The organism is Roseateles amylovorans (assembly GCF_025398155.2).
Taxonomy (GTDB): Bacteria; Pseudomonadota; Gammaproteobacteria; order Burkholderiales; family Burkholderiaceae_C; genus Roseateles; species Roseateles amylovorans.
This window is the reverse complement of the sequence record NZ_CP104562.2, coordinates 291,422-304,791: the sequence shown is the minus strand read 5'-3', so window position 1 is coordinate 304,791 and position 13,370 is coordinate 291,422. Positions and strand designations below refer to the sequence as shown.

Annotated in this window: 14 protein-coding genes; 7 read left to right on the top strand and 7 right to left on the bottom strand. The window is 65.2% G+C overall.

Features of this window, described 5'->3' with window-relative positions:
• The first annotated feature begins 222 nt into the window (after positions 1-222).
• A complete protein-coding gene (locus N4261_RS01325) occupies positions 223-1,161 on the top strand; it encodes a LysR family transcriptional regulator ArgP (RefSeq protein ID WP_261758441.1) in 939 nt (312 codons plus the stop codon).
• Between the two features lie 84 nt (positions 1,162-1,245).
• Here N4261_RS01325 and N4261_RS01320 read toward each other — a convergent pair whose 3' ends face one another.
• Positions 1,246-1,470 carry a hypothetical protein gene (locus tag N4261_RS01320; RefSeq protein WP_261758440.1) on the bottom strand — a complete coding sequence of 75 codons (225 nt, stop codon included), beginning with the start codon at positions 1,468-1,470 and terminating at the stop codon, positions 1,246-1,248.
• 276 nt (positions 1,471-1,746) lie between these two features.
• Between N4261_RS01320 and N4261_RS01315 the strand changes: the two genes are divergently transcribed.
• Entirely contained in the window at positions 1,747-1,968 is a 222-nt protein-coding gene (locus N4261_RS01315) for a hypothetical protein (RefSeq protein ID WP_261758439.1), read from the top strand.
• Between the two features lie 211 nt (positions 1,969-2,179).
• On the opposite strand, the gene N4261_RS01310 is transcribed toward N4261_RS01315, so the two are convergent.
• Positions 2,180-2,602, bottom strand: coding sequence for a universal stress protein (locus tag N4261_RS01310; protein WP_261758438.1), 423 nt, complete (start codon positions 2,600-2,602; stop codon positions 2,180-2,182).
• 385 nt (positions 2,603-2,987) lie between these two features.
• Here N4261_RS01310 and N4261_RS01305 point away from each other — a divergent pair, with 385 nt between their 5' ends.
• Positions 2,988-3,833: a metallophosphoesterase gene (locus N4261_RS01305; protein ID WP_261758437.1), complete on the top strand. Its 846-nt coding sequence runs from the start codon at positions 2,988-2,990 to the stop codon at positions 3,831-3,833.
• 142 nt (positions 3,834-3,975) lie between these two features.
• Here N4261_RS01305 and N4261_RS01300 read toward each other — a convergent pair whose 3' ends face one another.
• Both N4261_RS01300 and N4261_RS01295 read right to left on the bottom strand, forming a co-directional pair.
• Complete coding sequence (locus tag N4261_RS01300) at positions 3,976-4,824, bottom strand: UPF0149 family protein (protein ID WP_261758436.1); 849 nt, start codon at positions 4,822-4,824, stop codon at positions 3,976-3,978.
• A gap of 117 nt (positions 4,825-4,941) precedes the next feature.
• Entirely contained in the window at positions 4,942-5,943 is a 1,002-nt protein-coding gene (locus N4261_RS01295) for a LysR family transcriptional regulator (protein WP_261758435.1), read from the bottom strand.
• 272 nt (positions 5,944-6,215) lie between these two features.
• On the opposite strand from N4261_RS01295, the gene N4261_RS01290 reads away from it, so the two are divergent.
• Entirely contained in the window at positions 6,216-6,458 is a 243-nt protein-coding gene (locus tag N4261_RS01290; protein WP_261758434.1) for a hypothetical protein, read from the top strand.
• Positions 6,459-6,723: 265 nt separating this feature from the next.
• Here N4261_RS01290 and N4261_RS01285 read toward each other — a convergent pair whose 3' ends face one another.
• Complete coding sequence (locus N4261_RS01285) at positions 6,724-8,595, bottom strand: phosphoenolpyruvate carboxykinase (GTP) (protein WP_261758433.1); 1,872 nt, start codon at positions 8,593-8,595, stop codon at positions 6,724-6,726.
• A 564-nt stretch (positions 8,596-9,159) separates the two neighbouring features.
• Between N4261_RS01285 and N4261_RS01280 the strand changes: the two genes are divergently transcribed.
• The 3 genes from N4261_RS01280 (at position 9,160) to N4261_RS01270 (ending at position 10,667) form a co-directional block, all read left to right on the top strand.
• Entirely contained in the window at positions 9,160-9,624 is a 465-nt protein-coding gene (locus N4261_RS01280) for a hypothetical protein (RefSeq protein ID WP_261758432.1), read from the top strand.
• Positions 9,625-9,641: 17 nt separating this feature from the next.
• Positions 9,642-10,334 carry a penicillin-insensitive murein endopeptidase gene (locus tag N4261_RS01275; RefSeq protein WP_261758431.1) on the top strand — a complete coding sequence of 231 codons (693 nt, stop codon included), beginning with the start codon at positions 9,642-9,644 and terminating at the stop codon, positions 10,332-10,334.
• A gap of 75 nt (positions 10,335-10,409) precedes the next feature.
• Complete coding sequence (locus tag N4261_RS01270; RefSeq protein WP_261758430.1) at positions 10,410-10,667, top strand: hypothetical protein; 258 nt, start codon at positions 10,410-10,412, stop codon at positions 10,665-10,667.
• Between the two features lie 217 nt (positions 10,668-10,884).
• On the opposite strand, the gene N4261_RS01265 is transcribed toward N4261_RS01270, so the two are convergent.
• Together N4261_RS01265 and N4261_RS01260 are read right to left on the bottom strand one after the other, a co-directional pair.
• On the bottom strand, positions 10,885-11,910 hold the full coding sequence (locus N4261_RS01265) for a leucine-rich repeat domain-containing protein (protein WP_261758429.1): 1,026 nt from the start codon (positions 11,908-11,910) through the stop codon (positions 10,885-10,887).
• Between the two features lie 238 nt (positions 11,911-12,148).
• Positions 12,149-13,327, bottom strand: a complete 1,179-nt coding sequence (locus N4261_RS01260; RefSeq protein ID WP_261758428.1) for a PAS domain-containing protein — start codon at positions 13,325-13,327, stop codon at positions 12,149-12,151.
• Positions 13,328-13,370 lie beyond the last annotated feature (43 nt).

Genomic DNA, 13,370 nt, shown 5'->3' with positions numbered 1-13,370 from the left:
AATTCGGCGGATGCGCGACGGGCGGATTGTCACGAGAGCGGTCGCGCCGATGAAGCGAGATTAATATCTCAGCGAGTACATAAGTGGCGCTTATGGAGATCGGTTGCTCTCGCTTGCGCCTTTTGCATCTTTTCGGCGCTCATTCGCAAGGCGCCCGTCATCAGCCATCAGCCATCAGCCATCAGCCATGACACATGACTTGTTCGAGCCTGGGGTCCGCTCATGAAGGATCTCGACGCCGCGGGCCTGGACTGCCTGGCCGCGCTGGCAGATGAGCGCAGCTTCGAGCGTGCGGCCGAGACCCTGGCGATCACCCAGAGCGCTGTCTCCCAGCGGCTGCGCAGCCTGGAAGCGCAGGTGGGGCAACTCCTGGTGGTCCGGTCCCGCCCGCTGAGGCTGACCGAGCCCGGCAAGCGGCTGCTGCGCTTCGCCCGTCAGTTGCATGCGCTGAGGGCGGAGGTGGTGCGGGAGTTGGGCGTGCGCGGCACCAGTGCCGAGCGGCTGCCGATTGCGGTGAATGCCGACAGCCTGGCCACCTGGGTGCTGCCGGCCCTGGATCCGCTGGTGCAGCGCGGCTTGCGCGAGGGGTTTGGTCTGGAGCTGGTGGTGGACGACCAGGACTTCACCCATGACTGGCTGCGTCAAGGCGAGGTGCTGGGCTGCGTGACCACGGTCAAACAGGCCCTGCGTGGCTGCGTGGCTCAGCCGCTGGGCGTGATGCGCTATCTGGCGGTCGCGAGCCCGGCCTTCATCGCGCAGGCGCTGCCCCACGGGCTGCGGGCCACCGAGGTCTCACAACTGCCGTTCGTGGTCTTCAATCGCAAGGACGATACCCAGCAGCAGTGGGTGCGTCAGGCGCTCGGCCTGCGGGCGGCGCGGCTGAACGCGCGCTATGTCCCCTCCAGCGAAGCCTATGTGCATGCGGTGCGGAGGGGTTGGGGCATCGGCGTGGCGCCGGAGCTGCAGGTGCGCGCCCAACTGGCCAGCGGCGAGCTGGTGGCCCTGCGACCGGAGGTTCAGGTGGAGGTGGCGCTGTATTGGCACCAATGGAAGCTGGGGGCGGAATCCGAGCAGGTCGAACTCGGCGCTGGACCGCCCGCGTTGCTGGACCAGATCGGTCAGGCGCTGGCCGAGGGCGCGCGCACGGCGCTGCAGCCCTGAACCCTTGCCACGCCAAAGCCCGCGCACCTGGGCGCATCCTTCATGGCGGCGATCAGCGGGGCGTGATTCGGTCGAGCCGGGGGATCAACGCTTGACAGCGACCTGGACGCGGTCTTCGCGAGCCTGCGGCAGGGCGGCGGCCAGAGTCGACGCCGTGGGCGCCGGACGGGCGCTGTCCTTCAAGGCGAAGCCAGGACGAAACCGGCTGCGGTCATGGGCATCCTGAACATTGTCGGCCAACCAGGCGGACATCAGCACCACGGTGCCGACGATGCTCCAGGTCAGCGATTTATGAATCAGCGGGGACATGGGCGGTTACGTCTTCTCACGAGATCAGAAGGGCGAGAGCATAGTCACCCTCAAATGCGGGGGGCACCCTCCCGAAGTGGGAGAAGTGGTTATTTCGCCGCACCCGTTGTGGCCCTGCACCAATCTGTGTGTATTTGTGAACGTCTTTTTCCGTCCCACCCAATTTGGGGATTTGCCTGAAGACAAGATGGCTCACACTGTGGCATAGCACGTTTCGCATCACTTGCACTGCGGATCGTCCTTCACAAACCCCGTGCTTTCCCGACGAGGTCCACCATGCGATTCGCTTCCGCCCTGCGCCTTTTCCGCCGCACCAGCTCCGAGGTCCATGAACCGGAGCCTGCCGACATGGGCACCGCCTTCGGCATGGAAGCGAGTTTTGGCGATGCGAACGAGTACGAGGACTTCCGACGCAGCGACTACGGGCTGGAATCACAGTCCGGCTCGCGCACGGCGACCGACTCTCCGCTGTCGTGGATGGCGGCGCGACGCAGCTGACAGCGGACGCCGCGACTGCCGCGCCTTCACCGTCGCACGGTCACCGCAGCGCCGTCACCGCCGCGCTGAGATCCACCCGACACACGGTCGCGGGAGCGCGTGTCTTCATCGTTCCCACGTGATGTCCATCCCCTGACACGGCTGGGATGGAGGGTCGATCCATTGCGCTGGACGTCTGAGACACGCGCATCGTCAACGCCTCGGAACGCGGTCAGCGAATCAGCAGCACCGGCACATCGCAATTCGCCATCACCTTGGTGGCCACCGACCCGAGCACGAGCTTGCCCAAGGCGGTGTGGCCGTGGGAGCCCATCATCAGCAGGTCGTACTTTCCCTTCTGGGCCACCGCGCTCAGGGCCTCGGACGCATGGCCCGTCTTGACGACGTACTTCGCCACGATGCCGTGCTTTTCCATGAAGCTGCGGATCGGCTTGAGCACCTTCTCGGCCTCGTCGGTGTAGTAGCCGGCGACGACGGACTTGTCGAGCACAGCGGCCGCCCGCGGCGGGATGGCCGCGACGACGTGGGCGATGGTGTATTCATGGGCGCCGCCCAGCCACTCGTCGTGCGCGGCCAGATAGGCCAGCATGCGCTTGCTGTAGACGCTGCCATCGACTGCAACCAGGATCTTCATGGGGACTCCTCCAGTGACATGAGCTTGTGCCGACATTGGCTTGAGCCAGTGTGGCACAGCGATCCTGCGCAAAACCGAGTCAGCGCCACCGGATCAGCGGCGCTTGACGAAAGCGCAGTGAGCGCAAGCCCTGGCCCCCGGCCAGTCCGGGCGACCACCCATTCCTGCGAGCCAAGGGTGATGACGCTCGATGCAACGGCCGCCGCCGGTGTTCGCGCCCTCATGCCCCGGTTCGCGCCGACAGGCGACTGGCGAGTCCAACTCGCTGCAAGGCGTCGGCCCGCCGGTGACAATCGACACTGAATTCGCCACCACGGCAGGGCCGCCCCCCTTCCAGCGACAGGCCGTGGTTTGTTCCCTACCGTTCTTCCGCCCTACTGCCACCGTGCGCCTGCAGCTGATTTCCGATCTCCACCTGGAGCGCCAGACCGATTTCACCAGCACCGCCGTTCCGGGCGTGGACCTGCTGGTGCTGGCCGGCGATGTCGGCTCCTACCAAGCCGGTTCGCGGCTGGTGACCGACGATTTTGGGTTGGGCCGTTTCTCGCCGTTGCGGCCAGACGCCGCCTGGTCGCGGGTCTTGTACGTGCCGGGCAACCATGAGTTCGACGGCCTGGAGTACACGCCCACCTATGACCGCCTGCGTCGGACCTGCGAGGAACTGGGCATCGAGTGGCTGGACCGAGAGGTCATCGTCATTGACGGGGTTCGCTTTGTCGGCACCACGCTGTGGAGCGACTTCGATGCGCTGGCGGTCGGCCTGCCGACGCTCACCCAGCAGCTCGCGGCCCGCGACAAGGCCTTCCGCGCGGCCAACTACTACCTGCGCAAATACTCGACCTTGCGCAACGGCCAACCGATGCTGGCGGAGGACCTGCGCGCGTTGGCGCTGGACTGCCAGGACTGGCTGCGACGCACGCTGGAAACGCCCTTCGACGGCAAGACGGCGGTGGTCAGCCATTTCGCGCCCAGCCTGCGCAGCGCCGACCCGCGCTACGGCCTGACACCCGGCACCGCCGGCTTCTGCAATGCGCTGGACGCGATGTTCCCGCTGGCCGACGTGTGGATGCACGGCCATCTGCATTGCCTGAATGATTACGTGGTCGAAACGCCGCAACCCGAGCGCGGCGAAGGCGCCGTCCACCGCTGCCGGGTGGTGGCCAATCCGCTGGGCTACGAAAAGAAGGGCGAGCAGGAAGACTTCCGGCCCGAACTCGTGATCGAGATCTGAGCGCTGCGGAGCATCGGCTCCGCGCCGGGAGGGCCGATACGCGGCGGTACGCGGCGGTACGCGCCGCAGTGTGGCGACGTGATGCGCATTCGGGGACGCCCGGCCTCCCGGCCCGGCCTGGCGCGCGCCCCGCCTCAGACGATCAGGTCGCCCCGTGGCACTGCTTGTACTTCTTGCCGGAGCCGCAGTGGCACGGATCGTTGCGTCCGAGCTTGGGCACGTCCCGGCGCACCTGCTCCACATGGAAACGCTGCGACTCCGTGGCGGCTTGCAGGTCGACGACCGTCAGCACCAGGTCCTCGATGGCGTCGTCGATGTCCTTGAGCGGGTGCTCGCGGTTCATCAGGTCGACGATTTCCTGCTCCTCCGGCGTCTCCACCGGCAGGTGGCGATACAGCCGCGCCAGCAGGGTGTTGACGTTATCGTCGGCCTGCTCGTGCAGGTCGGGGAAGGTCACCGCCGCATATTCGAATCCGCCCACCCACGGCAGCAGCGCCCGGGTGATGGGATCGGTGGGAACGTCCAAGTCGGCCTCGGGCTCTGTCTCCGCTTCTGTCGACACGTCAGCGGCAGGCGCGGTCGCGGAGGCGCTGGCATCCTGCGGGGTTGCCTCGCCAGCGGCGTCCTGGCCCTCATTGGCCGGGTCGCCCTCGCCCTCGCCTTCGGCCTCTGCGTCCAGGTCCAGCACCAGCGGATAGAACCAGCCCTGCTCCAGCATGCTCTGGTTCAGGGACGCATACCGACGCTCCACCAGACCGCGAACCCGGGCTAGCCAGGCGGGATCCACGTCGTCCGGCAGCGGGCGGCCTTCGAAGTCGAAGACCGGCGGCAGCCAATCCTCGATCGGGATCAGGCGGGGCTGGACCAGCACGCCGCAGAGATAGCCGTCCAGCATGGATGCATCCAGGGCCTGGAGCGGTTCGGGCGTGGCGGCGAGAAGGTCGTCGAGTTCGTCGAACTCGGCGTCGGAAAGGTCGTGGGCAATGCTCATGGGGCGCGATTGTCGCCGTTTGGCTCGGCGTTGGGGCTTGGCTTTGAGCGTGGCGCTTGACGTCGGCCCATCAGCAGCCGGCGCGGCGGCACCGACGTTCTGCCCGGACGTGCGCGCTCAGTCGGCGCGCCGGAGCATCGACAGGGCGGCGTCCTCAACGCCATCGGCCGTCGTCGGCGCGACCGCCGCCGCGGGGTTGGCGACCGACGCGATCAATCGCTCCCGCATCCATCGCTGGGCACTGCGATCCTCGTTGCGCAAATGCCAGAGCAGATCCACATGCACCGGCGCCAGGGTCAGCGGCAACGGGCGGTAGATCAGCGATTCCTGATAGCCGGTGGCAGTGATGAAGGATTGCGGCAGGACCGTCAACAGATCCGAATGGGCCACCACCCGGCCGGCGGTGAAGAACTGGTTGACGGTCAGCACGATGCGGCGGCTGCGCTTGAGGGCGGCCAGCGCTTCGTCCACGAACCCATGCGGTCGCCCCGAAAAGCTGACCAGCAAGTGATGGGCTTGGCAGAAGGCGTCCAGCGTCAGTTCCCGGTCTGCCAGCGGATGCCCGCGCCGCATCACGCAGACGTAATAGGAGTCGTACAAGCGCTGCTGTCGGATGGCGGCCATCTGGCCTTGGCCCTTCAGTGCGGCCACCGCCATGGGGAAGTAGCCCAGGGCGAAGTCGGCCTCCCCTTGCTCCAACAGCGCGCGGGGATCCCGCGTGGTCAGTGGCAACACATGGATGTTGGCCAGCGCTCGCATCTGCTCCAGGCCTTGCATCAGCGGCGGGAGGATCAACGCGGCGGTGGCGTCGGCCATCGCGAGGCGGAAGGTGAACTCCTCGGCTTCCGGTTGGTAGTCGCCGGGATCCAGCGCGACCCGCAGCCGGGTGAGTGCGGCGCGAACCTCCGGCCAGAGCCCTTCGGCCCGCGAAGTGGGCTTCATGCCGAAGGCCTGGCGCACGAACAGGTCCTCACCCAGCGCTTCGCGCAGCCGCTTCAGCGCATGGCTGACCGCCGGTTGCGTCATCGCCAGGCGTTCGGCGGCGCGGGTCAGGCTGCGCTCGGCCATCACCGCATCGAACACCTTCAGCAGGTTGAGATCGAGATTCCGAAAGCTCATGGCCGTGTCAGAACGAGCAGTTGTTCACACCAATGGCGCTGATCTCAGCCGGCCTTCCCGGCCAACACGCGCCGCATTCCGTGCGGTAAGTCGCTTCACCGGGCTCAGTGTGTGATGCGGTTCACGGCGGCGGCGCACATCGCGCAACGATATTCACGCCGCTTATACATCTGATTCCGGCTTTTCATTAGCGTCATGTCTAGGGTTAACCCTAGACTTCGTTCCGTCGGTTCTACAAGAGCCACACCACAGTCAAAACAAAGGAAATCGCCATGAGCGTCGCTACTCAAACCTTCGGTCTTCCGCTGAGCCGCACGGTGCGTCGCGGCGGCACGTTTGCCACCATCGGTGCCCGCGTGTGGGCCCGTACCATCAGCAACGTCAAGGCACACCTGGAGGCCTCCCGCATGGCTCGCGCCGAGCGCGAACTGCTGGCCCTGGCCGCTCAGTACGAAGAGAGCATGCCCTCCTTCGCCGCTGAACTGCGTGCTGCCAACGCCCGTCGCAACGGCTGAGAACAGCCGATCGCCGGCTGGTGTCAGCCGGTACCGAGCGCCGTCCAGGCTCGGTGATGTGAGTGCAGGCTCTCAACGCCCGCCCCACGCAACAACAGCCCGCCTTTGGTGGGCTTTGTCTTTTCTGGAACGTCGATGGGGTGGCGGTCGATCGCCATCTCTCGCGTTCCGACAAAAAAAGCCCGGCACATGGCCGGGCTTTTTGCCGTCTGCGGGCCCTGACGTGGACGTCGGGCCCGGTCCGTCAGAGTCCGTCGGACACCCCTCAGCGGGCGCCGGCCAGACGGGCTTCGATCTTCGCCTTGGTGGCGGGCAGCTCGGCGGGCAGCTTGTGGGCGAGTTGGGTGAACAGCTCGTCATGCAGTTTCAGTTCGGCGGCCCAATCGTCATTCGAGATGTGGGTGACCGTGTGGAACTGCTCCGGCGTGAACGCCAGGCCTTGCCAGTTCAGGTCCTCATAGCGCGGGCTGGTGCCGAAGGCGTGTTCGACACCGCTTCCCTGCCCTTCCACCCGCTCCAGCATCCACTTCAGCACGCGCATGTTCTCGCCGTAGCCCGGCCAGACGAACTTGCCATCCGCACCCTTGCGGAACCAGTTGACGCAGAAGATCTTGGGCAGCGTCGCGCCGCTCTGCGCCAGCTTGGCGCCCAGCGCCAGCCAGTGCTGGAAGTAGTCGCTCATGTTGTAGCCCATGAACGGCAGCATCGCGAACGGGTCGCGGCGCACCACGCCCTGTTGGCCGGCTGCGGCGGCGGTGGTCTCGGAGCCCATGGTCGCGGCCATGTAGACGCCTTCGACCCAGTCGCGGGCTTCGGTCACCAGCGGCACTGTCGTGGAGCGACGGCCGCCGAAGATGAAGGCATCGATCGCCACGCCGGCGGGGTTGTCCCACTCGGCATCCAGCGCCGGGTTGTTGGTGGCGGCCACGGTGAAGCGCGCGTTCGGATGCGCGGCCTTCGCGCCAGTCTCCTTGGCGATCGCCGGGGTCCAGTCCTTGCCTTGCCAGTCGATCAGATGGCTGGGGGCGGTGTCGGTCATGCCTTCCCACCAGACATCGCCGTCGTCGGTCAGCGCGACGTTGGTGAAGATGACGTCCCGGTTCAGGCTGGCCATGCAGTTCGGATTGGTCTGGGCGTTGGTGCCCGGCGCCACGCCGAAGTAGCCGGCTTCCGGATTGATCGCATAGAGGCGACCGTCCTTGGCGGGCTTGATCCAGGCGATGTCGTCGCCGATGGTGGTGACCTTCCAGCCGTCGAAGCCCTGGGGCGGGATCAGCATGGCGAAGTTGGTCTTGCCGCAGGCGCTGGGGAAGGCGGCGGCGATGTGGTGCTTCTTACCTTCGGGCGAGGTCACACCCAGGATCAGCATGTGCTCGGCCAGCCAGCCCTGATCGCGACCCATGGTGGACGCGATGCGCAGGGCGAAGCACTTCTTGCCCAGCAGCGCATTGCCGCCGTAGCCGGAGCCGTAGGACCAGATCTCGCGGGTTTGCGGGAAATGGACGATGTACTTGGTCTTGTTGCAAGGCCACTTCACGTCAGCCTGACCAGCCTCCAGCGGCGCACCCACGGTGTGCACGCAGGGCACGAACTCGCCGTCGTCACCCAGCACGTCCAGCACGGCACGGCCCATGCGGGTCATGATGCGCATGTTCACCGCGACATAGGGGCTGTCCGACAACTCCACCCCGATGTGCGCAATCGGCGAGCCGATCGGTCCCATCGAGAACGGCACCACATACAGCGTGCGGCCGCGCATGCTGCCCTTGAAGAGGGCCTTCTCGCCGGTCTGGAGCAGCTCACGCATCTCTGCGGGGTCCATCCAGTTGTTGGTCGGACCGGCGTCGGCCTTGTCGGGCGAGCAGATGAAGGTGCGGTCTTCCACGCGGGCCACGTCGCTCGGATCGCTCCAGGCGAGGTAGCTGTTGGGGCGCTTGGCGGGGTTGAGCTTCTGGAAGGTGCCGGCGTCGACCAGTTGCTGGCAGAGCCGGTCGTATTCGTCCTGGCTGCCGTCGCACCAATAGACATCGCGCGCTTCGGTCAGGGCGGCGATCTCGGCCACCCAGGCCACCAGGCGCTGGTGTTTCACATAAGCGGGCACGTTCAGACGCAGCCCCTCCATCACGGGTCGGTTCATGGTGGTTTCCAATCTAAGGATATGAAAGCGGAATTGGGTCAGCGCCGCTGCGGCACCCCTGAACGTCGGCAACTGCCTGTTTTCAGAGGGGAATCCGCGAAGCTGACCCAATGCCGCACACCAAAGTGAACGTGCCGGAACGTGGGGGTCCGATGTAATCATGCCGTAACTCGGCACGATGTTGGGGGGTTATGCGTTTGAGGAATAACCTGATGCGTGGGGCGGTGGTGATGGATGGGGCTGCTGAATTCGGTGGCGGCTTGGGGGTCGACAGCGTCAACTTGGCTCTCAAGCAACCACGCTTGCCTGCGCCTTGGCGGAGCTAGCTCCGCCTTGCCAGGGCTACGTGGCTGCTTCGCCCTTCTTTTTCTTCATGGACGCCGGCGCATTCATCGACCTGTCAGCCGCACCGACCGAAGCGATGCAAGAGCTGCTATTTACTGTGGATGTAGAGTTCCTCCGCAGTCGCAACGACCCGGCTATGCCCGCGGGGCTCCAACACCGGTTTCACCCTTTTCTGCAGCGGACGGCGTCGGTGCCCGCTGAGGACACACATGAGGCCATATGGACAGCGATATCGACCGCCTTACGCAGTGGATGTTGCACAGTGCGAAAGAGATCAATCGCCTGCATGCTCGCCTTCACGAGACCTTTGTTCGCCGAGATACAGACGAAAGGTTTCGCGAGGAATGGAAGGCTGCGTGCGCCGAATTTCATGCGCGTTACAACGACCTGGCCTTCCCGGGCGGCTACGAAGTCGCATTTCAGCGGATAGTCGCGGGAGACAGCGATGCAATTGAGGCCGCTTTATGCTTTCTTGAATGTCGCCCGTACTTTGTCCGCTCGGGCTACATGTTCAAGAAGCTTCTTCGGAAGGCAAGACAAGCGCCTCTCACCACTGACCAAGCCCTGCGCTTGGCGGTGGTTCAATATCGGCAAGATGAATGGCGGGTACTTCGTCGCGCCAGGAATTCAGCGCAGACCTTTTCTGCAGCGGACGGCTCCCCTGCCGCTGCGTTTGCACATTAGCCGGCACATGGAGCCGTATGCAACGTTTCAATTGGCTTCTATTCGGGTTCCTTTCACTTCAGCCGCTTGCGCTTGCCGCCGCGGAAAGTCAGTGCTACGGAACAGTCAGCAAGGGTCGATTGGACGGTGGGGTCAAGCTTCCCGTTCAAGGCCCCAATTTCACGGCCTACAGCACATTGAGCGCAACGGCAGGCCGAACACACGTCCACTCGAAAGTGGCGGAGATCATCGTCTCAGCGTATGCCGCGCTGGCTAAAGACAAGCCCGCCAACACCTATGTCTACGGAGAAACTGGCTGGTCATCGGGCGGTCGCATTCGGCCGCATCGAACCCATCAGAACGGTCTCTCCGTCGATTTCTTCGTGCCAGTTCGAAACGCAGCAGGAAAGCCAGTGCCGCTACCGACCAGCGTCACCAACAAGCTTGGCTATGACATTGAATTCAACGCCACCGCAAGGTATGGGGAATACACCATCGACTTCGAGGCTCTGGCGGAGCATCTCTATCAGCTGCAGGTTGCGGCAAAGGCCCATGGCGCGGGCATCGCGCTGGTCATCTTCGATACGGCGTTCTTACCAAAGCTGTTTGCAACGGCGCGAGGCCCGAGCCTTCAAAGTGATTTGCCGTTCATGAAAGGCAAGCCGTGGGTTCGCCACGACGAGCATTACCACGTCGATTTCCGCGTCCCGTGCAAGAGGGATGCCGGGTAATCCGTCCAGCGAGCGCACTCGCCCCGGCAAGCTCGCCAGATCCTTCCATTTCAAACGTCAAGCCGAAGAGCATAAATGGACGAAGTACCGATGAATCCAAAAGTTCGACTGAAATCATTCAATGGCACGCTCACGATGCCAAACGGCTGTAAGCCGACCGAAAACTACTGGATGCTCATCGGCCAAGTCGGGGCGGTGATGTCGTCGGCGAATTTGCAGCGACGAGTGCTAGTTCAATTTGACAACCCGGCTGCATTGCTGGGTTTGCATTGCCACAACGAAATACCCAATAGTCTCCTCATTCGTGAATCCGACCTGGAACCGGTGAATTGACGACGAGCAAGAGGAGCACCGTTTAGCAATTCGTTCCAAGGTTCGACGCAACGCGAATTGGACTCAGCGTTGAATGTCGAGCGACTCGGAGCTTGTCAGCTCCCGCTGGAACGCGGGACCCGTCACAACGGCCATTGCCGGTCGGCGCTTCGTCCATTCGCCAAAGATACGCCCGCGGCGCCGATGTAAAGCCTTGACGCCCGCGTCGCGACAGCCCTCACGCACCCGGACGCCACTCCCAATTCACATCCAGCACCGCCTTGGTTTTCTGATGCCTGGGCACGTCCTTTGGCTGGAGACGAGTCCCCCCAAGGAAGAGCGTGCCGCCCACGGACATCTTCCTAGGCAGCGACTGGATGGGCGTGTCGGCCAGCACAAGGCTGCCATTCACCGCCAAGCCTTCTGGCAAACGCGCCATCGCGCTGCCGGTCAGCACCAGATCCTGAAGCTCGGTCATCGACGCGGGCAGTTCCCGCACCGGCGCGTTGAGGGCGAACAGGCTGCCGGACAGCGTGGTGCCTGGCGGGATCTCGCGAATGGCGGTGTCGCTGATGTTCAGCGAGCCCAGGCGCAGGTTGTCCGGCAGCGTCTCCACCTTGGATCCATCGACATAGAGGTCGCCAAACATCGGCAGCGACTTGGGCAAGTGGCGGATCGGCGTACCCCCCACGTCCAGGCTTTCGCCGACCGAGAGCGTTCGGGGCAATTCGTCGATGGCGCAATTCCGGATGACCAGGGCGCTGCCGACCGACAGCGGGTCCGGCAGCCGCGTGACGGCCGTGTCGCGGATATCCAGGGATCCGGACAGACTCAGCGCGGCGGGCAGGCGCTCCAGCTTGCTCCCGCCGGCGACGATGCTGCGCGCCACGCGCAGATCCGCCGGCAGCTCACGGAACGCGCAGTCCCCGATGGACAGCGCGCCGCCCACCACCAATCCCCGGGGCAGCTCGGCGCTGGTCATTCCACTGTTGGTGAGGATCAGGTCGCCGCTCACCTCCAAGTGGTCCGGCAGCACCAAGTCCGGGCAACTCTCGACCAACAGGTCTCCCATCACCATCAGTGGAGAAGGCAGTTCGCGCAGGGTGCTGCTGTGCAGATGAAGCGAGGCCTCGATGCGCCGAACCGTCATCGGAAAGGCGTCAATCCCAACGAGAGAGATGGAGTCCTGCGAATGAAGCACCACGCCCTCGGGAGAGTCGCTGGCGCGAAGCTCAAGGTCCCCGATCTGAATCGTTCGTTGCATAGTCGACTGATGTCTCGACGGAAGCGAGCGTGGCGCCGAAATGGCGCCACTTGATCGTTCCACCCGCGCATTTTGCAAGCTTCCGCGTGACTCACACTGGCTGAATCGGTCTGCGACGGCTATCGGTGCAGCAAGCCGACCGCCCGCTCCCGACGCAAGACAGCCATTGCGTCAGCCGGCTGCCCCACGCGCATCTCCGGCGGGCCCGGGTCAGGGGTCAGGGGTCAGGGGTCAGGGGTCAGGGGTCAGGGAGAGGTTCCACCCCCCCCGCGAACCCAATGCAAGCCGGCTCCCCTTCCGCCAGCAGCGCCGCCGCAACCCGCACCCGCCTCGGCGGCCCGTCCGGCGTCCCAACCTCCAGCACCACCCCGGTCACCATCCCCACCCGTCTCACCTCATCCACCATCGCCGCCCACGCGCCCTGCGTGTCGACCATCAGCTCCGGCAGCAAGCGCCGCCGCAGCAGCGACTCGTCCGCCACACCGGTCAGCCGCAGAAACGCGGGATTGGCCATCAGCACGCCGCCGTCCGCATCGGTAATCACCAGCGCGTCTGCCGTCGTCTCCACCACCTCCGCCATGCGCGACAGCGCCAGCACCTCATCCACGCCTCCATCTCCGGGCGCGCCGCCCAGCTCCTTGCGCAGGCGCAGCATCAGCTGCCGTCGGCCATCGACCGTCAGCGGCGCCGCCGCCATGTCCAGCCGTCCTGAAGGTCCCGTTCCACATCCCCGCCGATTCACGGCGCGGCCGCTGCTGCGCGTGGCCACCAACAGCTCCAGCACCGACCCCAGCAGGCTGACCGGCAGGCTGTCGGTCAACGGCTGATGCAGCAGATCCTCCAGCCGACGCCCCAGCAGCTCGGCACTCGCGGCATTCGCCTGCAGCACCACCAGACTGCCGGCATCCAGCACCAGTACCGCATCATGCGCAACTTGATAAAGACGCTGGGATCGGCTCTGCACCAGGCGGTAGCGCCAGTAGTGGCGCTCCATCTCCTGCTGCACCTCGACGAATCGCTGCTGCAACGCCGCCACCGCGCGCAGGTCCCGGCCCACGGCCAGCACCGGACCATGCGATCCCAGGCGAATGGCCGACCAGGCCAGCGGCAGATCGGCCTGACCCGGCACCGGATGCATCAGCTCCCGCCCGAGCGTCGTCGCGCCGCACAGCGTCACCTCCTGCAGCAGCGATAGCACCTTGACCTGACTGCCCGGACTCACCGTGTCGATCCATCGGCGACCCACCCATTGATCGCATCCCGCGATCGGGCCCAGCGCGCCTTCGGCCACCTCGGCAATGACGCCGTGGCCGTCCACCACCAAGGCCATGTCGCCAACCACACGCGCCATGGTGATCGCCAGCTCGTGCGCCAACGACGCGAGTGCGCTGAGGTCGGGTTCGGGGGGCGTGGGCACCGTCGGGGCTCCCGATCGATGGGGTGACAGGCCGGTGCGGCGC

What these genes read in the sequence shown, in the direction of transcription:
- N4261_RS01325 (WP_261758441.1), top strand. Translation starts at nt 223, where the DNA reads ATGAAGGATCTCGACGCCGCGGGCCTGGACTGCCTGGCCGCGCTGGCA.
- N4261_RS01320 (WP_261758440.1), bottom strand. Translation starts at nt 1,470, where the DNA reads ATGTCCCCGCTGATTCATAAATCGCTGACCTGGAGCATCGTCGGCACC.
- N4261_RS01315 (WP_261758439.1), top strand. Translation starts at nt 1,747, where the DNA reads ATGCGATTCGCTTCCGCCCTGCGCCTTTTCCGCCGCACCAGCTCCGAG.
- N4261_RS01310 (WP_261758438.1), bottom strand. Translation starts at nt 2,602, where the DNA reads ATGAAGATCCTGGTTGCAGTCGATGGCAGCGTCTACAGCAAGCGCATG.
- N4261_RS01300 (WP_261758436.1), bottom strand. Translation starts at nt 4,824, where the DNA reads ATGAGCATTGCCCACGACCTTTCCGACGCCGAGTTCGACGAACTCGAC.
- N4261_RS01295 (WP_261758435.1), bottom strand. Translation starts at nt 5,943, where the DNA reads ATGAGCTTTCGGAATCTCGATCTCAACCTGCTGAAGGTGTTCGATGCG.
- N4261_RS01290 (WP_261758434.1), top strand. Translation starts at nt 6,216, where the DNA reads ATGAGCGTCGCTACTCAAACCTTCGGTCTTCCGCTGAGCCGCACGGTG.
- N4261_RS01285 (WP_261758433.1), bottom strand. Translation starts at nt 8,595, where the DNA reads ATGAACCGACCCGTGATGGAGGGGCTGCGTCTGAACGTGCCCGCTTAT.
- N4261_RS01280 (WP_261758432.1), top strand. Translation starts at nt 9,160, where the DNA reads ATGGACAGCGATATCGACCGCCTTACGCAGTGGATGTTGCACAGTGCG.
- N4261_RS01275 (WP_261758431.1), top strand. Translation starts at nt 9,642, where the DNA reads ATGCAACGTTTCAATTGGCTTCTATTCGGGTTCCTTTCACTTCAGCCG.
- N4261_RS01270 (WP_261758430.1), top strand. Translation starts at nt 10,410, where the DNA reads ATGGACGAAGTACCGATGAATCCAAAAGTTCGACTGAAATCATTCAAT.
- N4261_RS01265 (WP_261758429.1), bottom strand. Translation starts at nt 11,910, where the DNA reads ATGCAACGAACGATTCAGATCGGGGACCTTGAGCTTCGCGCCAGCGAC.